At 63.4% G+C, this 17,741-nt stretch carries 14 protein-coding genes; 10 read left to right on the forward strand and 4 right to left on the reverse strand.

From position 1 onward, the window contains the following. Nucleotides 1-29: 29 nt before the first annotated feature. The 4 genes from NKH52_RS02010 to NKH52_RS02025 are packed head-to-tail and all read left to right on the forward strand — an operon-like array spanning nucleotide 30 to nucleotide 4,926. Nucleotides 30-1,319 (forward strand): CpaE/TadZ family protein, encoded by a 1,290-nt coding sequence (locus NKH52_RS02010; RefSeq protein WP_032909185.1) that lies wholly within the window; start codon nucleotides 30-32, stop codon nucleotides 1,317-1,319. A 29-nt stretch (nucleotides 1,320-1,348) separates the two neighbouring features. Beyond that, a complete protein-coding gene (locus tag NKH52_RS02015) occupies nucleotides 1,349-2,851 on the forward strand; it encodes a TadA family conjugal transfer-associated ATPase (RefSeq protein ID WP_352439645.1) in 1,503 nt (500 codons plus the stop codon). Nucleotides 2,852-2,880: 29 nt separating this feature from the next. Beyond that, nucleotides 2,881-3,894 carry a type II secretion system F family protein gene (locus NKH52_RS02020; protein WP_128304345.1) on the forward strand — a complete coding sequence of 338 codons (1,014 nt, stop codon included), beginning with the start codon at nucleotides 2,881-2,883 and terminating at the stop codon, nucleotides 3,892-3,894. A 9-nt stretch (nucleotides 3,895-3,903) separates the two neighbouring features. After that, complete coding sequence (locus NKH52_RS02025; protein WP_352728895.1) at nucleotides 3,904-4,926, forward strand: type II secretion system F family protein; 1,023 nt, start codon at nucleotides 3,904-3,906, stop codon at nucleotides 4,924-4,926. Between the two features lie 84 nt (nucleotides 4,927-5,010). On the opposite strand, the gene NKH52_RS02030 is transcribed toward NKH52_RS02025, so the two are convergent. Continuing rightward, complete coding sequence (locus NKH52_RS02030; protein ID WP_352631082.1) at nucleotides 5,011-5,832, reverse strand: tetratricopeptide repeat protein; 822 nt, start codon at nucleotides 5,830-5,832, stop codon at nucleotides 5,011-5,013. A 116-nt stretch (nucleotides 5,833-5,948) separates the two neighbouring features. On the opposite strand from NKH52_RS02030, the gene NKH52_RS02035 reads away from it, so the two are divergent. From NKH52_RS02035 to pdeM, 5 genes are all read left to right on the forward strand, one after another. Beyond that, a complete protein-coding gene (locus NKH52_RS02035) occupies nucleotides 5,949-7,313 on the forward strand; it encodes a leucyl aminopeptidase family protein (RefSeq protein WP_352728893.1) in 1,365 nt (454 codons plus the stop codon). 72 nt (nucleotides 7,314-7,385) lie between these two features. Further along, on the forward strand, nucleotides 7,386-7,736 hold the full coding sequence (locus tag NKH52_RS02040) for a MarR family winged helix-turn-helix transcriptional regulator (RefSeq protein ID WP_013533675.1): 351 nt from the start codon (nucleotides 7,386-7,388) through the stop codon (nucleotides 7,734-7,736). A gap of 30 nt (nucleotides 7,737-7,766) precedes the next feature. Beyond that, a complete protein-coding gene (locus NKH52_RS02045) occupies nucleotides 7,767-8,627 on the forward strand; it encodes a C40 family peptidase (RefSeq protein ID WP_352728891.1) in 861 nt (286 codons plus the stop codon). Nucleotides 8,628-8,694: 67 nt separating this feature from the next. Next, complete coding sequence (locus NKH52_RS02050; protein ID WP_128304348.1) at nucleotides 8,695-11,244, forward strand: ligase-associated DNA damage response DEXH box helicase; 2,550 nt, start codon at nucleotides 8,695-8,697, stop codon at nucleotides 11,242-11,244. Then, the gene (pdeM, locus tag NKH52_RS02055) at nucleotides 11,241-11,957 is read left to right on the forward strand and encodes a ligase-associated DNA damage response endonuclease PdeM (RefSeq protein WP_352554706.1); all 717 of its coding nucleotides are present in this window, start codon (nucleotides 11,241-11,243) and stop codon (nucleotides 11,955-11,957) included. The genes NKH52_RS02050 and pdeM overlap by 4 nt, the downstream gene beginning before the upstream one ends. Before the next feature lie 6 nt (nucleotides 11,958-11,963). Here the strand turns inward: pdeM and NKH52_RS02060 are convergent, their stop codons facing one another. Genes NKH52_RS02060 through NKH52_RS02070 form a run of 3 tightly spaced genes read right to left on the reverse strand, consistent with a single transcriptional unit; the run spans nucleotide 11,964 to nucleotide 16,564 of the window. Next, nucleotides 11,964-12,899 (reverse strand): dimethyl sulfoxide reductase anchor subunit family protein, encoded by a 936-nt coding sequence (locus NKH52_RS02060; protein ID WP_352728888.1) that lies wholly within the window; start codon nucleotides 12,897-12,899, stop codon nucleotides 11,964-11,966. A 3-nt stretch (nucleotides 12,900-12,902) separates the two neighbouring features. After that, nucleotides 12,903-13,637 (reverse strand): 4Fe-4S dicluster domain-containing protein, encoded by a 735-nt coding sequence (locus NKH52_RS02065; RefSeq protein WP_352728886.1) that lies wholly within the window; start codon nucleotides 13,635-13,637, stop codon nucleotides 12,903-12,905. Further along, a complete protein-coding gene (locus NKH52_RS02070) occupies nucleotides 13,634-16,564 on the reverse strand; it encodes a molybdopterin oxidoreductase family protein (RefSeq protein WP_352728884.1) in 2,931 nt (976 codons plus the stop codon). The genes NKH52_RS02065 and NKH52_RS02070 overlap by 4 nt, the downstream gene beginning before the upstream one ends. 251 nt (nucleotides 16,565-16,815) lie before the next feature. Between NKH52_RS02070 and NKH52_RS02075 the strand changes: the two genes are divergently transcribed. Next, nucleotides 16,816-17,718, forward strand: a complete 903-nt coding sequence (locus NKH52_RS02075) for a LysR substrate-binding domain-containing protein (RefSeq protein ID WP_352728882.1) — start codon at nucleotides 16,816-16,818, stop codon at nucleotides 17,716-17,718. Nucleotides 17,719-17,741 lie beyond the last annotated feature (23 nt).

Raw genomic sequence — 17,741 nt, forward strand, 5'->3', positions numbered from 1 at the left:
CTCGAACAGAACAGGCTACGCGAAAGAGCATGACGATGAGCAACCTTGCCTACGACGCCCCGGTGGATGGCAGCGATACCTCGCAGCAGGACATCGCCGCGATGCAGGCGTTGCGGCCGATCCCGCGCATCTCGATCCAGGCGTTCTGCGAGACCGAGGGCGTTGCCAATCCGGTCGAGCGCGCCGGCGAGGACCGCCGCATGACGAAGGCGCATCTCAAGGTCCATATGGGCGGCGTCCCCACTGCCATCGAATTCTACCAATCGGCGCCGACGCCCAATTTGATCCTGCTGGAATCGCGCAGCGAGCCCAAGCAATTGCTGGAACAACTCGCCCAGCTTTCGGAATATTGCGATCCGACGTCGAAGGTGGTGGTGATCGGTCACTACAATGATGTCGGTCTCTACCGCGAGCTCATCCGCAACGGCATTTCCGAATATGTGATCGCGCCGGTCTCGATGGCCGACATCGTCAGCGTGGTGTCGTCGATTTTTATCGATCCGGAAGCCGAGCCGCTCGGCCGCTCGATCGCCTTCGTCGGCGCCAAGGGCGGTGTCGGCTCTTCGACGATCGCCCACAATGTGGCTTGGGCGATGTCCTCCCTGTTCAAATCCGAAGTGGTCGTCGCTGATCTCGATCTGGCTTTCGGCACCGCCAACATGAATTTCGACCAGGATCCGGCGCAAGGCATCGCCGAAGCGGTGTTTTCGCCGGAGCGCATCGATGAAGTCTATCTTGACCGGCTGCTGACCCAGTGCGCCGAGCATCTGTCGCTGCTGGCAGCACCTTCGACGCTCGAACGGGTCTATGATTTCGATCCCGAGGCCTTCGTTCAGCTCATCGACACCGCCCAGCGCAGCGTGCCGCTTCTGGTGCTAGACGTCCCCCATGCCTGGACGGGCTGGACCAAGAACACCCTGGTCAAGGCCGACGAGATCGTCATCACTGCGACACCGGAACTTGCCAATCTGCGGAACACCAAGAACCTCGTCGATATGCTCAAGCGGCTTCGTCCCAATGATCCGCCGCCCAAGCTGATCATCAACCAGGCAGGCGTGCCGAAGCGCCCGGAGATTTCGCCGTCCGATTTCGCCGAGCCGCTCGGCCTGTCGCCGATGTCGGTCATTGCTTTTGATCCGTTGCTGTTCGGCAATGCCGCCAACAACGGACGCATGCTTGGCGAAATGGATGCCAAGAACCCGGTTGTCGCGATGATCAACGAAATGGCGCATGTGCTGACCGGGCGCAGCGAAATCAAGATCAAGAAGAAGGCCGGGCTCGGCAGCCTGCTCGGCAAGCTCTCGCGCAACAAGAAGTGACGCTTCAGCAGTGGAATCGGTAGTCGATCATGTTTGGTAAAAGAGGCAGCGACGACGGCAACCGGTTCACGCCGGAATTTCGCCAGCCAGCACCGGCGCCTGTTGCGCCGCCGGCTGCAGGTTCCATGGACACGGCGGTTCTGACCCGGCCCGCGGCGGCGCCAAGCGCGCCTGTCGCGCCGCCGGCGCGCCGTGCGGTCGAGGCACCGCCATTGGCGCCTGAGCCGAAGCGGGCACAGCGCGAAAAGAGCGAAACTTATTACGATACCAAGAGCCAGGTCTTCTCCGCGCTCATCGACACCATCGATCTGTCGCAGCTTTCCAAGCTTGATCCTGAAAGCGCGCGCGAGGAAATCCGCGATATCGTCAACGACATCATCGCGATCAAGAACTTCGCAATGACGATCGCGGAGCAGGAAGAGCTGCTCGAGGACATCTGCAACGACGTGCTCGGTTATGGGCCGCTCGAGCCGCTGCTCGCCCGCGACGACATCGCAGACATCATGGTCAACGGCTCCAGGAACGTCTACATCGAAGTCAACGGCAAGGTCGAACAGACCGGCATCCGCTTTCGTGACAACCAGCAGCTCCTCAACATCTGCCAGCGCATCGTCAGCCAGGTTGGCCGCCGCGTCGACGAATCCAGCCCGATCTGCGACGCGCGCCTTCCCGACGGCTCCCGCGTCAACGTCATCGCGCCGCCGCTCTCCATCGACGGTGCCACGCTCACCATCCGTAAATTCAAGAAGGACAAGCTGACGCTCGATCAACTGGTCAAGTTCGGCGCCATCTCGCCGCAGGGCGCCGAAGTTCTCAAGATCATCAGTCGTGTTCGCTGCAACATCGTGATCTCGGGCGGCACCGGTTCGGGCAAGACCACGCTGCTCAATTGCCTGACCAACTATATCGACCGCGAGGAGCGCGTCATCACCTGCGAAGACTCGGCCGAGCTGCAATTGCAGCAGCCGCATGTGGTACGCCTCGAAACCCGCCCGCCCAATTTGGAGGGCGAGGGTGAGGTGACGATGCGCGACCTGGTCAAGAACTGCCTCCGCATGCGTCCCGAGCGCATCATCGTCGGCGAAGTGCGCGGACCCGAAGTGTTCGATCTTCTGCAGGCGATGAACACCGGCCATGACGGCTCGATGGGCACGATCCACTCGAACAGCCCGCGCGAATGCCTGAACCGCATAGAATCCATGATTGCCATGGGCGGTTATTCGCTGCCGCAGAAGACAGTGCGCGAAATCGTCGTCGGCTCCATCGACGTGATCATCCAGGCGGCGCGCCTGCGCGACGGATCGCGCCGCATCACCCACATCACCGAGGTGATCGGGATGGAAGGCGACGTCATCATCACGCAGGATATCGTCCTCTACAACATCAAGGGTGAGGACGCCAACGGCCGGCTGTTGGGTGAGCACGTATCGACCGGCATAGGCCGTCCGCATTTCTGGGAGCGCGCACGTTATTACGGCGAGGAGCAGCGTCTCGCCATTGCGCTCGAGGCGATGGAGAAACGCGCTGACTGACGTGTGCTGGGGTGTAAGGGTTCGGGCCAATGTTTGGAATTGACGGCACAGTACTGGCGTTTGTCGTGCTCGCCGGCTTCAGCGCCGGCGCCGTCGCTTATGCATTTCTGTTCACCCGGATCAGCAACGAGAAACAGGTCGGCAAGCGGCTCGAAACGATCAGGACCGCCGAGACGGATCGCTCCGTGGTCAAGGCCTCGCGCGACCGCGTGGCGGAAGCCACCAAGCGGCGCAAATCGGTTCAGGATTCTCTCAACGAACTCGACGCCAAGCAGAAAACCAAGGACAGCCGCGTCAAGAAACCGCCGCTGAAAGCCCAGCTTCGTCAGGCCGACCTCAAGACCACCATCGAGCGTTTCTATATATATTCCGCAATATGCGGCATCGTTTTGACGATGGTCGCCTTTGTGGCCGGAGCCCCGCTGATCGCCTTGCCGGGCGTGCTGCTGGCCGGGGGGCTGGGCCTGCCGCGCTGGTTCGTCACGTTTCGTCGCGCCCGCCGGGTCAAGGCATTCCTCAACGAATTTCCAAATGCGCTCGACATCATCGTGCGTGCGGTCAAATCCGGCCTGCCGCTGAACGACGCCGTGCGCCTGATCGCCAACGAATCGCCCGAACCCGTGAAGACCGAGTTTCGCCGCATCGTCGATTCACAGCAGATGGGCCTCTCTATCCCCGACGCGACCTTGCGCATGCCCGAAACCATGCCTTGCACCGAGGCAAGCTTCTTCGGCATCGTTATCCAGATTCAATCGCAGGCCGGCGGCAATCTCTCCGAGGCGCTGGGCAATCTTTCGCGCGTGCTTCGCGATCGCAAGAAGATGAAAGCCAAGGTCGCGGCGCTGTCGATGGAAGCGAAGGCGTCCGCCGCGATCATCGGTGCGCTGCCCTTCATCGTCGCCTTTCTCGTCTACCTGTCGAGCCCGGCCTACCTGATGCCGCTGTTCAACACCAGCGTCGGAAACCTGATCCTTGGTTGCTCTGCGGTTTGGATGTCGATCGGCATCCTGGTGATGCGCAAGATGATGAACTTCGAAGTCTAGGATGCTGGCATGACCGAGCAAGTCATCAAGACCCTGACGGATCCGAGCTTCCTGATCGCGATGCTGGCCGCGATAGCGGTGTTTGCGACCGTCCTCACCTTGCTGCCGGCGTTTGGCGGAAACCAGCTCAAGTCACGCATGAAATCCGTTGCGCTGGAACGCGACGAACTGCGTGCGCAACAGCGCGCCCGGCTTGCGGTCGAGGCCGACCGCCGTCGCAAGGGCTTGCGCGAGGAACAGTCGATCGGCATGCGCAACATTGTCGACCGGCTGGATCTGAGACGCGCGCTCGCCGATGAGAGCACATTGCAGAAACTCAAGGTGGCCGGTTTTCGTGGACAGAATCCGCTGACGCGGTTCCTTTTCTTCCGTCTCGTGCTTCCTTTTGTCGGTTTCGCGCTGGCCGCAATCTACATCTTCGTGCTCGGAGGGCTGCCCGACAAGCCACTGGTCATCAGGCTGTTCGTCTGCGTCCTCGTTGCTTACGGCGGCTTCTACGCACCGGTCATCTACGTCAACAACCGCGCCACCAAGCGCAAGCAGTCGATCCAGATGGCATGGCCGGATGGGCTCGATCTGATGCTGATCTGCGTCGAATCGGGCATGTCGGTGGAAGCGGCACTGCGCAAGGTCGCCGACGAGATCGGTGCGCAATCGGTGGCGCTGGCGGAAGAATTCATCCTCACCAACGCCGAGCTTTCCTATCTGCCGGAGCGCAAGCAGGCCTACGAGAACCTGGCAAGCCGCACCGGCCTGGATTCGGTCAAGTCGGTGTCGCAGGCGCTCGTCCAGGCCGAGCGTTACGGCACGCCGGTGGCGCATGCACTGCGCGTGCTTGCCGCCGAAAGCCGCGACATGCGCATGAATGCGGCCGAGAAGAAGGCGGCCGCCCTGCCGCCAAAACTTACCGTGCCGATGATCCTGTTTTTCCTGCCGGTGCTCTTCGCCATCATTTTGGGTCCCGCCGGCATTCAGGTCAGCCAACGCGGTATCTTCGGCGATCATGCGGCGCCGGCAACAAACGCCCAGTAGCGGCGAGGTAAATTCCTGCATTCCCTCAAACGAAGAAGCCGCGCATGCAGCGCGGCTTCTTCGTTGGGCATCGGGATTGTGGTCTCAGTTGGTCGCGGATTTCGGCTTGTCCTGGTCCTTGAGCTGGCTCCAGGCATTCTGCTGGGCCAACATCTGCCTGAGATAGGCGACGTTTGCCTGCGCCTGTTCGGGCGAGAGCTCCTGCGAGGCGATCTTCTCGGCCTCGTCGAACCGGCCTTGCAGGCCGACGACCAGTGCCAGGTTCTGGCGGACGCGGCTGTCCGCATTCGGCTGCTGCGCGGCCGAGCGCATATAGGTTTCGGCGGTGCGCAGGTCACCTTCCAGCACATACGACATGCCAAGATTGGAGAGCACGGAAGGCTCGTTCGGCTTGAGGTCGAGCGCCTTGCGGTAAAGCTGGCGTGCATCGTCCTTCTGGCCAGTCTGGTCGAGAATGGCCGCTTCGGCCGACACCAGCTTCCAGTCGGGATATTCCGGTGTTTGAGCGCGGCGCACGGCGTCGAGCGCCGCCTCGAACTGGCCATTGGCGGCCAGCGCCTTGCCATAGGAGGCAAGCACGTCACGATCCTTGGGCAAAGCGATGGCGAGCTTGCGCATCACGGCGAGCGACTGATCGGCGTCGCCATCCATCTGCAATGCCGCCGCATAATTCGTCGCGATCCGCTTGTCGTTGGGGTTCTTCGCGTAGGATTGGCCGAGTGCGCCGGTGGCATTGTGCAGTTCCCCGGCCGACATGCTTTCCAGCGGTTTGCCGCCGGTGCGTGCGATAGAGCCGGTGGAGAGCTTGTCGGTTCCGCAACCGGCGACGCCCGCCGCCAGCGCCAGCACAAGGGCCGTGATGATGAGCCGTTTTCCCCTGGCATCGATCCTGCGGTTGGTCGGCATGGCCACCTAAGCCTCCATTCATGCGCGGCCATTGCGTGGCCGTCTTCCCTCCCGCAGAAATATTCTGTTAACCCTAACGGACGGTTAAGAATGGCGACTCACACGGAGAACATCGCATGCCTGTCGAACTCGTCGGGAAGACATTGCCGGGCGCGCTGCCGGTCCATCTGATCGCCAGGGACGGTCTGGACGCGGCCGGCCTTGCGCCGGCCGCTGTCGCCTGGGCCAGGGCCAACGGCTTTTCCGGCGAGGCAGGCAGGACGCTGGTCGTGCCCGGCGAAAACGGGGCGCTCGGCGGCGCCTTGTTCGGCCTCGGCGATGGCGAGGGCGCGCTCGCCCTCGGCGCACTGTCGAAGGCCTTGCCGGAAGGCGACTGGCATTTCGCCTCGGCGCCGGTCGAGCCCGAACTCGCGGCCACCGCACTGGTGCTCGGCGGCTATGTCTTCACCCGTTACGGCAAGAAGTCAGGCAGGGCGCTGCGCTTCGGCCTGCCGGCAGGCGTCGATGCCGGGCGCGTTCGCCGCATTGCCGATGGCGTCTTCCTGACACGCGATCTGGTCAACACGCCGACCAGCGATATGGGCCCGGAAGATTTGGAGGAGGCGGTGCGGACCCTGGCTGCCAGGCACAAGGCCGAAGTCTCGGTGGTCAAGGGTGACGATCTCCTCGACCGGAATTTCCCGATGATCCATGCTGTCGGCCGTGCGTCGGCCGGCGCGCCGCGCCTGATCGATATGCAGTGGGGGCAGCAAGGGGCGCCGAAGGTGACGCTGGTCGGCAAGGGCGTCTGCTTCGATACGGGTGGTCTCGACATCAAGCCATCGTCCGGCATGCTGCTGATGAAAAAGGACATGGGCGGTGCCGCCAATGTGCTTGGCCTCGCCTCGATGATCATGGCTGCCGGGCTGAATGTGCGACTGCGCGTGCTCATTCCCGCAGTTGAGAATTCGATTGCCGGCAACGCCTTCCGGCCTGGCGACGTGCTGGTGAGCCGCAAGGGCATCACTGTCGAGATCGGCAACACGGATGCCGAGGGACGGCTGGTGCTGGCCGATGCGCTGGCGCTGGCCGACGAGGAGGAGCCGCAGCTTCTGGTCGACATGGCGACACTGACCGGGGCTGCCCGTGTCGCGCTCGGCCCCGATCTGCCGCCGTTCTACACAAGTGACGAAGCGCTGGCATCCGATCTTGCGGCGGCTTCCGTCGCGGTCGAGGATCCGCTGTGGCGCATGCCGCTGTGGCAGCCCTACGATGCAAAACTGTCGTCGAAGATCGCCGACATCAACAATGTCACCCCGGATGGTTTCGCCGGCTCGATCACCGCGGCGCTGTTCCTCAAGCGCTTCGTCGAAAAAACCGCGGGCTGGGCGCATTTCGACATCTTCGCCTGGAACCCGGCTGACCGTCCGCATGGCCCCGCCGGCGGTGAGGCACAAGGCATCCGCGCGCTGGAGCGGATCATCGCGAAACGCTACGGCTGACAGTCGCAGGCGAGAGACGGCAATCGCTTTGACTGAAACGGAACCGAAACAATTTGCCGTCATGCTGGCGCGATGTCGATTGCGATGCGCCCGAGCCAGGCCTTGCGACTGTGGCAGCAGGTGATGCTGTCGCAGGTGCGCGACGACGCGCCCGATCTGACCATGCGCCAGACGGCAATCCTGTTCACCATCTATCTCGATCCGCCGCCGCACACCGTGCGCGGGCTCGCCGCGCGCCTCAATGTCACCAAGCCCGTGATCACCCGCGCGCTCGACACGATGGGCGCTTTGAAACTCGTCTCGCGCCATCGCGACGAACTCGACAAGCGCAATGTTCTGATCAGGCGCACGGTCGAGGGCGCGCTCTTTGTCGAGCGCTTCGGCGATGGTATCATCGCCAAGGCGCTCGAACTGCCGATGTGAGCGAATTACCTTTTCAACAGAGTGCTCGATTTGACTGCCAGGGATGCCCGCCTTCACGCTTTTCGCTCCGACCTTGCCGATGCACGGCTGAAGGGTGAGGTCGTCGCCGACCGCTTCGTCGCCGGCCGGCCGGCGCGGGTCACCGCTTCAGTGGCCGATATGCGCAAGGCGCCGCGGCCGGACGCCGGGGTCAACACGCAACTTTTGTTCGGCGACGATGTCCTGGTCTTCGATGTCGCTGAAGGCTGGGCCTGGGTCCAGGCCGAACGCGACGGCTATGTCGGCTATGTCGCCGACACGATGCTGGGCAAACGGGACCATGCGCCGACGCACATCGTCTGCGTGCCGCGCACCTTCCTTTACCCCGGGCCGGATCTGCGCTTTCCGATCGCCGGACAATTGTCGATGGGGTCGACGGTGACAGTGACGGAGGCCGCCGAGACGCGCGGTACGCATTATGCGGTCCTGCCTTCCGGCGAGGCGCTGATCGCAGGTCACCTGCGGCCGCTCAGCGAAGCTGCCTCCGACTATGTCGCGGTTGCCGAGGCGTTTCTAGGAACACCTTATCTCTGGGGCGGTACTTCCGGTTTCGGCATCGACTGTTCGGGGCTGGTGCAACTGGCGATGCGTATGGCCGGCAGAGACGTGCTGCGCGATTCCGATATGCAGGCGGCGACACTTGGCGAGCCGCTGGAACCGGGACCTGGTTTCTCAGGGTTGCGACGCGGCGATCTGGTGTTCTGGAAGGGCCATGTCGCCGTCATGACCGATGCCGACACGATGATCCACGCCAACGGCCACACCATGCTGGTGTCGCGCGAAGGGCTGAAGGACGCGGTTGATCGCATCGGTTATCTCTACGGCGGTCCGACAGGGTTTCGGCGGCCTTAGGGAAGAACGATCCCCTTTTGTTCCGATTCTTCTTGGCGATTAGCCGCCGTCGCGCTACCTCTGGCGGGTGACAGAGCAGCCGCGCCTTGCCGAACAGAATGCCGCCGTGGCCCTGCCCGAACCATTCATCAGATGGTTTGGCGAGAAAGGCTGGTCGCCGCGCGCCCATCAGATCGAACTTCTGGCGAAAGCCCAGGCCGGGCAATCAGTCCTGCTGATTGCGCCGACCGGTGCCGGCAAGACGCTGGCCGGGTTCCTGCCTTCGCTCACCGAACTGGCCAACAGGCCCAAGAGAAAGCCGGGCCAGGCGCGTCGCGGTATCCACACGCTCTACATCTCACCGCTGAAGGCACTGGCCGTTGACATCGAGCGCAATCTCGGCAAGCCGGTGGAGGAAATCGGCCTGCCCGTCACCATCGAGACGCGCACCGGAGACACGCCGGCGCACAAGCGCCAGCGCCAGAAGCTGGTGCCGCCCGACATCCTGCTGACCACGCCCGAGCAACTGGCGCTGCTGATAGCGGCAGGCGATGCAAAACGTTTCTTCGAGGATCTGCGCTACGTCGTGCTCGACGAACTGCACTCGCTGGTGACGTCGAAACGCGGGCATCTGCTGGCGCTCGGTCTGGCGCGGTTGCGCAGCTTTGTCCCCGGTCTGCAGACAATCGGCCTGTCGGCGACTGTGGCCGAACCGGACGAGTTGCGGCGCTGGCTGGTCAGCCAGAATCCGCCCAAGGGTTCGACAGGCCATGACATGGCGGAACTGATCGTCGTCACCGGGGGCGCGAAACCGGAGATTTCCATCCTCGATTCCGAAGAGCGAGTGCCATGGGCGGGACATTCGGCGCGTTACGCCACGCCGGAAATCTATCGCGAGATCAAGCGCCACAAGACGACCCTGCTGTTCGTCAACACGCGCAGCCAGGCGGAGCTGCTGTTCCAGGAATTGTGGCGGGTCAACGAGGATACGTTGCCGATCGCGCTGCATCACGGTTCGCTCGACGTCGCCCAGCGCCGGCGCGTGGAAAAGGCGATGGGAGAAAACGCGCTGCGTGCCATCGTCGCCACCTCGACGCTCGACCTCGGCATCGACTGGGGCGATGTCGATCTGGTCGTGCATGTCGGCGCGCCGAAGGGGGCGAGCCGGCTGGCGCAACGCATCGGCCGCGCCAACCACCGCATGGATGAGCCCTCCAAGGCGATCCTCATCCCGGCCAACCGCTTTGAGGTGCTGGAATGCCGGGCCGCCCTCGATGCCAACTATCTAGGCGCGCAGGACACGCCTCCCTTGATCGATGGCGGGCTCGATGTACTGGCCCAGCATGTGCTCGGTTGCGCCTGCGGCGCGCCGTTCCGTGCCGATGATCTGTTCGAGGAAGTGCGAACGGCAGCACCCTATGTCAGCCTCGACCGGCCGACTTTCGACCGCGTCATCGATTTCGTCGCCACCGGCGGCTATGCGCTCAAGAATTACGAGCGCTACGCCCGTATACGCCTGAACAAGGATGGATTCTGGCGGGTGTCCAATCCGCGCGTCGCCCAGCAATACAGGCTGAATGTCGGCACCATCATCGAGGTTCCGGCGCTGAATGTGCGCTATATCAAGGCCGGCGGCAAAGGTGCGGCTTCGCGCGGCGGCCGGGTTCTCGGCAAGATCGAGGAGGCCTTCCTCGAAACGTTGACGCATGGCGACACCTTCATGTTCGCCGGCAAGGTGCTGCGCTTCGAAGGCATCCGCGAGAATGAATGCTTCGTGTCGAACGCGCCCGGCAGCGATGCCAAGGTGCCTTACTATGGCGGCGGCAAGTTCCCGCTTTCGACCTATCTCGCCGAACAGGTCCGCATCATGCTGGACGACCCGCAGCGATGGAAGAAGCTGCCCGAGCAGGTCGCCGACTGGCTGCGATTCCAGGCCGACAAATCGGTGCTTCCCAAACGCGACGACCTGCTGATCGAGACCTTTCCACGAGGCAACCGCCACTATCTGGTGGCTTACCCGTTCGAGGGCAGGCTGGCGCACCAGACGCTCGGCATGCTCCTCACCCGCCGTCTCGACAGGGCAGGAGCCAGGCCGCTCGGCTTTGTCGCCACCGATTATGCGCTGGCGATATGGTCATTGGGCGACATGGGCGCGATGTTCAAAGCCAGGAAGCCTTCGCTTGGCGCGCTTTTCGACCAGGATATGCTGGGCGATGACCTCGAAGCCTGGCTGGCCGATAGCTGGCTTCTCAAGCGCACTTTCCGCAATTGTGCACTGATTTCGGGATTGATCGAGAAACGCCACCCCGGCCAGGAAAAGAGCGGCCGCCAGGTCACGGTCTCGACCGACCTGATCTACGATGTGCTGCGCAGCCATGAACCGGACCACATTCTGCTGCAGGCAACACGCGCCGACGCAGCGACCGGTCTGCTCGATGTCAGCAGACTTGCCGACATGCTCTCGCGCATCCAGGGTCGAATCGTGCATAAGGCACTCGAACAGATATCGCCGCTCGCCGTGCCGATCATGCTCGAGATCGGCAAGATGCCGGTCCATGGCGAAGCCGATGAAACGCTTTTGATGGATGCGGCGACATTGGTCGAGGAGGCCATGGGGCCGGGAATGGCTGAGGAATGAATTTTTCGCTGGCGCGCACATCGCTGATCGCCGAGGCCGATCTCGTCGGCATCGCCGGCGAGCGCGCTGTCTGCGACCCGCGCGGCGTGCTCTATTTTCCGGATCTGCGGCTTCTGGCCGTGTCCGATCTGCATCTGGAAAAGGGTTCGTCGCTGGCACGCCGCGGCACGCTGATTCCGCCCTACGACACCGGTGCGACCTTGCTGCGGCTTCAGGCCGTGATATCGGACTACCAGCCGTCGATCGTCATCAGCCTGGGCGACAGCTTTCACGATGGCGGCGGCGCCCAACGTATGCACGCAAGTTTCCGCGAGCGGCTGGAAGCGCTGATATCAGGCCGGCAATGGTTCTGGGTTGCCGGCAATCATGATCCGGAAGCGCCAGCCGATCTGCCCGGCGAAACGGTGCGTGAACTTGCTATAGGCTCCCTGCTGTTTCGGCATGAGCCGTCGAAGCAGCGTGTCGAAGGCGAAATAGCGGGCCATCTGCATCCCTGCGCCCGCATAGTCCAGCAGGGCCGCTCGGTGAGGCGCCGCTGCTTTGCCGGCGACGGCGGCCGCATGATCATGCCGGCCTTCGGCGCCTATACCGGCTCGCTCAACGTGCTCGACCGCGCCTATGCCGGGCTGTTCCGGCTGGACACGCTGATGGCTTATATGCTGGGCGCCCAACGCATCTTTGCCATTTCCGGCTCGATGCTGCGGCCGGGCTAAACAACCTTACCTGCCATAGTAGAGCGTAACCGTGTGCTTCGCCTCGGCGAAGAACAGCCAACGTTCGACCAGCATGCCGGCGAACTGGATTGCAGCAGCAAGTACCGGCAGCAACGCTGCCAGCGGCCATGGCAGGGCGAACACAATGGCGAGCAGCCCCAAGGGCAACACGAAGGCCAGAAGCTGGGTGATCTGGCGCAGTCGCGTGCCGTGCTTGCGCGCGATGCGGAAACCCATTTCCTTGAGCAGATAATTTTCCTCGGTATGCGGCCATTCCAGCGACCGCACCGTGCCTCCGGCCAACCCGGTCGCGGTGTTGGCGGTGGTCGCGATCTCCAATCGGTCGTTGTAGCGCCAGGTCGCCACTTTCCAGCCCCAGCCGAGCAAAGTAAGCAGCAAGCAAGCCGCCAGAAGCATCTTCGAGCCGAGAGCAAACCCCTGCAAAAGCGCGTTCAGCAGCACGCTGCCGGTCATTGCCGAGAAGATGAGATAGCCGGGCAAGGTGAAGCGGCTGTGCCATTGGGCGATCGGCTTCAGCGACGCATAGATCATGCCGGTGGTGCAGACGGTGATGATTGCGCCGATGGCGGCCAGAGATCCGGCGATGCCGGCCCAGCCATCGGTCTTGCCGAAGAATATCCAACCGATGCCGAACAGTCCCGCCGGAATGAAGGTGATGACCGAGGCAACACCTTCGCGCGACAGCCATGAACTGCGCCATTGCGAGAACGCCCGCCAGGCGCGTTCGGGTCTGCCGAGGTGGCCGGTCGAGGACAACAGTCCGGCTACGATCAAGCCGAGCGCCAGCCCCATGCCGATGAAGCCCAGCCAGAAATCGGGCGGGATGATCTGGAAGCCTCCGAGCACGCCCAGCAGCGCGAGCAGGCCGTAGCCCGCGCCGGTGGCGGTGGTGAAGAAGACGACGGAGAAGGCTGGATGCATGGGTCAGTTCGAAAGCATGCGGTCGACCCAGCCGAGGAAACCGCCTTCGGCCCGCACCGGTTCGAGGGCGGGCGCGGCCACCGATGCGGCGCGCGCGGTGTGGGCGCGCGGCGGCAGATATTTGTTGGTCGGACGATAGCCGAGCTCAGGCATCAGGTCGACGCCGCCACGCTCCGCCACCAGTTGCGAAACCGCCGACAGGGGATCGCCGAGATCGCCGAAATGCCGGGCGCTGGTCGGGCAAGCGGCGACGCAGGCCGGCACGCGGTCTTCCTCGGCCAGATTGTCATTGTAGATGCGGTCGACGCACAGCGTGCACTTCTTCATCACCCCGACGTCCGTATCGAATTCTCGCGCGCCATAGGGACAGGCCCAGCTGCACAATTTGCAGCCGATGCATTTGTCCTCGTCGATCAGCACGATGCCGTCCGAAGCCCGCTTGTAGGAAGCGCCGGTCGGGCAGACAGTGACGCAGGCCGGCGTCTCGCAATGCAGGCAGGAGCGCGGAAAATTGACGGTGCGCCCGCCCATTTCGGTCGTGTGCTCGTAAGCGTGCACGCGGTTGAACCAGACGCCGTCGACATGGCCGCCATAGGGGTCGATGTCGGTCAGCGGCGCCATGTGCCCGCCGGTGTTCCATTCCTTGCAGGCGGTGACACAGGCCTGGCAGCCGACGCAGGTATCGAGGTCCATGACGAGGCCGAGCTTCTTGCCGCTTTGGCTTGGCAGACAGGTCATTCGGTCGCCTCTCTTGCCCGGCGGAATTCAGCGCCGAAAGTCAGTCTGTCGGGTGAGGGTTCGAAATGCGGTGGCTGCTGGAAACGCTGGAACTGCGGCTCGGTGAAGCCGGCTTCCTCAGCCGCGCATTTGACGATGCGCACGCGCAGGTCGAACCATGCCGCCTGGCCGGTGACCGGATCGGAATTCGAATAGCGCTTGCCCTGAGCGTCAGCCGAGGTCTGGTCGCCGATGATATGGTTGAGCAGGAAGCCACGGTTGCTCTCGGCCGCGTCGTCCTTCAGCCCCCAGCTGCCGCGCCGCTTGCCGATGGCGTTCCAAGTCCAGACCGTGCTTTCGTTCACCCCGTCGATCAGCTTGATCTGCCCCTTCACCCTGCCGTTGATGCTTTCGATCCACACCCAGTCGTCATCGACAAGGCCAAGGCCGGCTGCCGTCCGGTGATGCACGAACAGCCGGTTCTGGCTGGTGATCTGCCGCAGCCACGCATTCTGCGAGCCCCAGGAATGGTACATGTGCATCGGCCGCTGCGTCAGCGCATGCAGCGGATATTCTTCCAGGTCGACGGCCGCTTCCTCGAAGGGCATGTGCCAGAACGGCAGCGGGTCCATGTAGGTCTCGACGCGCTGGCGGTCACCCTTTGGTGGCAAGACAGGGCCATGCCCACGTGCGGCAAGGCGGAAGCGCTGCAGCGGCTCGGAGTAGAGCTGGAAGACGATCGGCTCAGCCTTCGGGATGAAGCCCATGCTCTCGGCGAAGTCGAGATAGGATCTGTTGGCCATCTTGTAGTAGCGCTGGTCGTCGGCGAAATCGTGATGCCAGAAGCCGCCATTGTCGATGTAGCGCTGCAGCTGGTCCGGGTTGGCCTCGCCCCTGCCGGTCGAGGTCCCGCCCTTGCCGCGCCAGCCGGCCAGCGGGCCGATACCGGGCGTGCGCTCATGGTTGACGATGTAGTCGGCGTAGTCGGTATACTTGGCCGAGCCATCGTCATTGATGAAACCGGGCAGGCCGAGCCGCGCGCCGAGTTCGATCAGGACCGACTGGAACGGCCGGACGTCGCGGTCAGGTTCGACGACGGGATGGCGGATGGCGTCGCCCGGTCCGTCGGCATGGCTGATCGGCCGGTCGAGCAGGCTGATGCAGTCGTGGCGCTCGAGATAGGTGGTGTCCGGCAGCACGAGATCGGCGAACGGCACGGTCTCGGAATAATAGGCGTCGGAATAGATGATGAAGGGGATCTTGTAGTTGCCCGCATCGTCGCTCTCGGTCAGCATGGCAATGGTCTCGACGGTGTTCATCGAGGAATTCCACGCCATGTTCGACATATACATCATCAGCGTATCGATCGGGTACGGGTCGCCGGCCCAGGCATTGCGGATGACGGTGTGCATCAGGCCGTGTGCCGCCAGCGGTGCGTCCCAGGAATAGGCCTTGTCGATGCGAAGCGGCGTGCCGGCCTCATCGACCAGCAAATCGTCCGGCCCACAGACGAAACCGAGTGGCATGCCGTCAAGCGGCGTCATCGGCTTGACGGTCTTGCCGGCTGGCTTGGGACCGGGCGGAGCGGAGCGGGGGTAGGGCGGCTTGAAACGGAAACCGCCGGGAACATCCACCGTGCCCAGCAACACTTGGAGGAGATGGATGGCGCGGCAGGTGTGAAAGCCGTTCGAATGGGCCGAGATGCCGCGCATGGCGTGCATCGAGACAGGCCGCCCTTTGATGGTCTCGTGCCGGCGCCCGGCCCAGTCGGTCCAGGCGATCGGCAGTTCGATCGTCTGTTCGAAGGCGACATGCGCAAGTTCGGCGGCGATCCTGCGGATCGTATCGGCGGCAATGCCGCAGCGCTCGGCGACCGCGTCCGGCGCATAGCTCTCATCGAGGTAGCGGTCGGCGATGAGCTGAAACACCGGGACGCAGTGGCGCCCGCCGATCGTGAAGCTGCCCGTCAGTGCCGGTTTCGCATTGGCATCGGTGGCGCTGACCGGTCTTTTGGCTACTCTGTCCCAGGCCAGCGGGTTACCGTCGGCATCGCGCACGAACAGCCCGTCATCGGCGGCACCTTGCTCCTGCACGACGAGGACATGGGCATTGGTGTAGCGGATCAGATAATCGAGATCGACGCGGCCCGCCCTGAGCAATTCGTGGATGAGGGCAAACACGAGCAGGCCGTCGGTGCCGGGCCGGATGCCGATCCAGTCGTCGGCAATGGCGTTGTAGCCGGTGCGGCACGGATTGATCGACACCACCTTGGCGCCACGCGCCTTGAGTTTGCCGAGGCCAATCTTGATCGGGTTGGAATCGTGATCCTCGGCGACGCCGAACAGCATGAAATACCGGGTGTTGTCCCAGTCGGGCTCACCGAATTCCCAGAACGAACCGCCGATCGTGTAGAGACCGCCGGCCGCCATGTTGACCGAGCAGAAGCCGCCATGGGCGGCAAAGTTCGGCGTGCCGAACTGGCTCGCCCACCAGCCGGTCAAGGATTGGGATTGATCGCGGCCGGTGAAGAAGGCGAGTTTCCTGGGGTCGGTCCGGCGGATGGCCGAGAGCCGTTCGGTGGCGATCGAAAACGCCTCTTCCCATTCGATCTCGCGGAACTCGCCAGAGCCGCGCGGGCCGGTGCGCAGCAGCGGCTTCTTCAGCCTTGCCGGACTGTAGTGCTGCATGATGCCGGAGCTGCCCTTGCCGCAGATCACGCCGCGATTGACCGGGTGGTCCTTGTTGCCGTTGATGTAGCGGACCTTGCCATCCTTAATGTGCACATCGATGCCGCAGCGGCAGGCGCACATGTAGCAGGTCGTCTTGGCGATGCTGTCGGAAACATCAGGCGAGGTGTCGACGCCGTCGCCTTCGTCAGGCGCGCGCGTGTCGGCAAGCGGGCGTTGCGATGGTGCCGAATTCGCGCCGCGCGGCGGTCCCTGCATCATGATCCGGTGGCGCCTGTACGACCCATGGATTTGGCCCGCGTCTTCGGTCCGGGGCCGCGCATGTAATGCTCTTCAGGGTGGTAGCGATCACCGGCCAGCCGCCGCCTTATACCGCGGGTCCCGATCATTCTGCTCTCTGCGATCTCTCGGCGAATTTTTTCTAACTTCGTTCAAAAACTTAGAATAAAGATATCGATCTGTCTAATCAGTTGTTCTTGTAAATTCGATCGATATTGGTTCTTAATGCAGACATGACCCTGGACCAGTTGCGGATTTTCGTCGCCGTCGCCGAGCGCGGCCATATGACCAAGGCGGCGGAACTGCTGGGCATTTCGCAGTCGGCCGCATCGGCCGCCATCCGGGCGCTTGAAGAACAGCACGGCGTCCATCTGTTCAACCGCGTCGGCCGCAACATCGAGCTTGCCCAGACCGGCCACCGGTTCCTGCCGGAGGCCAAGGCCGTGCTCGAGCGGGCCGCCGCCGCGCGCAATGTGCTGGAGCATGTCTCACAGACCGTCACCGGCAGCCTTTCGATCGCCGCCAGCCAGACCATCGCCAGCTATTGGCTGCCGCGCCGGCTGGCTTCCTTCCACGAAGCCTATCCGGCCGTCAGGCTGAGCGTCTCCATCGGCAACACCAGGCAGGTCGAGGCCAATGTCCTCGATGGCGCCGCGGATCTCGGCCTGGTCGAAGGCCGCACCGAGTCCGACATATTGCGCCGCACCAAGGTCGACGTCGACAGGCTGATGCTGGTGGTTGCCAGCGCGCATCCGGAGATCCCCGAAGTCGCGCCCGGCCGCCCTGACATCAAGGGCCTGCGCTGGATCATCCGCGAGGGTGGTTCGGGTACGCGCGAGGTGCTGGAGGATCTGGCGCGCCACGAAGGGATTTCGCTCGCCGACCTCCAGATATTCCTGGTGCTGCCGAGTAATGAGGCTATCCGCCAGGCGGTCGAGGCGGGGGCCGGCGCGACCATCATTTCGGAGCTTGTCGTGGCGCGCGCCGTGGCCGAAGGCAGTCTGAGATCGGTGCCGCTCGAACTGCCGAAACGCGACTTCGCCATGATCACTCATCGCGATCGCCAGGCAAGCCTGGCCCAGATGGCGCTCAAGGCGCATCTGGGTACGGAGATGAACGGGTCCGCGCCAAGGTAGGGTCCGTTGAGATTCAGGTCAGG

It is taken from the genome of Mesorhizobium sp. M1066 (genome assembly GCF_040318635.1).
Taxonomy (GTDB): Bacteria; Pseudomonadota; Alphaproteobacteria; order Rhizobiales; family Rhizobiaceae; genus Mesorhizobium.

Coding starts and splice junctions, on each gene's coding strand:
- NKH52_RS02010 (WP_032909185.1), top strand. CDS start 30: ATGACGATGAGCAACCTTGCCTACGACGCCCCGGTGGATGGCAGCGAT.
- NKH52_RS02015 (WP_352439645.1), top strand. CDS start 1,349: ATGTTTGGTAAAAGAGGCAGCGACGACGGCAACCGGTTCACGCCGGAA.
- NKH52_RS02020 (WP_128304345.1), top strand. CDS start 2,881: ATGTTTGGAATTGACGGCACAGTACTGGCGTTTGTCGTGCTCGCCGGC.
- NKH52_RS02025 (WP_352728895.1), top strand. CDS start 3,904: ATGACCGAGCAAGTCATCAAGACCCTGACGGATCCGAGCTTCCTGATC.
- NKH52_RS02030 (WP_352631082.1), bottom strand. CDS start 5,832: ATGCCGACCAACCGCAGGATCGATGCCAGGGGAAAACGGCTCATCATC.
- NKH52_RS02035 (WP_352728893.1), top strand. CDS start 5,949: ATGCCTGTCGAACTCGTCGGGAAGACATTGCCGGGCGCGCTGCCGGTC.
- NKH52_RS02040 (WP_013533675.1), top strand. CDS start 7,386: ATGTCGATTGCGATGCGCCCGAGCCAGGCCTTGCGACTGTGGCAGCAG.
- pdeM (WP_352554706.1), top strand. CDS start 11,241: ATGAATTTTTCGCTGGCGCGCACATCGCTGATCGCCGAGGCCGATCTC.
- NKH52_RS02060 (WP_352728888.1), bottom strand. CDS start 12,899: ATGCATCCAGCCTTCTCCGTCGTCTTCTTCACCACCGCCACCGGCGCG.
- NKH52_RS02065 (WP_352728886.1), bottom strand. CDS start 13,637: ATGACCTGTCTGCCAAGCCAAAGCGGCAAGAAGCTCGGCCTCGTCATG.
- NKH52_RS02070 (WP_352728884.1), bottom strand. CDS start 16,564: ATGATGCAGGGACCGCCGCGCGGCGCGAATTCGGCACCATCGCAACGC.
- NKH52_RS02075 (WP_352728882.1), top strand. CDS start 16,816: ATGACCCTGGACCAGTTGCGGATTTTCGTCGCCGTCGCCGAGCGCGGC.